General features: G+C 38.5%; 1 pseudogene. It reads left to right on the forward strand.

From position 1 onward, the window contains the following. Positions 1–239: 239 nt before the first annotated feature. Positions 240–559 (forward strand): annotated as a pseudogene (locus R7R78_RS28525) (HAD family phosphatase); the annotation flags it as partial.

Here is a 559-nt window from a genome sequence, read left to right on the forward strand (position 1 = left end):
TATATTACTTGCCAAATATAAGCAGCGCGAAATCCGTCAATTTATTCGCGATGCTTGTCTTTAAATTCAGTCTTTTATCTAAGTTCAGCTTGATCTCACGAATTTTTTGGTAACGAGTTCAATTGCATATTATTTTATTGTGATTCAAGTAGAATCAACTTATGCGAGGGCAACGCGAATGTTGTTCTCACTCATCTTCGTTTGATTACTCTGCCCAACTCACAAATCAAAGGTGTTCTATGGAAAGCTCTCAAATTAAAAATGTTGTTTTCGATGTCGGCAACGTACTGGTTCGTTGGTCACCACCAGAGATTGTACGCTTAACATTTGGTCATTCCGTAGATGCAGAACAAATGGCGAAAAGACTGTTCTCAAACAAGATTTGGCTAGACCTCAACAAAGGTTTGATCAGCGAAGAAGAAGCAATACACCGTTATCAACAAGAACTCGACTTAACGGCTGAAGAATGTTGCTGTTTCTTCTACTACGTAAAACAGACTCAGATTCAACTGTTCGGCAATGTTGAGTTTCTACAACATCTGTACTGCCAAGTTTGTAA

Source organism: Vibrio sp. 2134-1 (assembly GCF_033339495.1).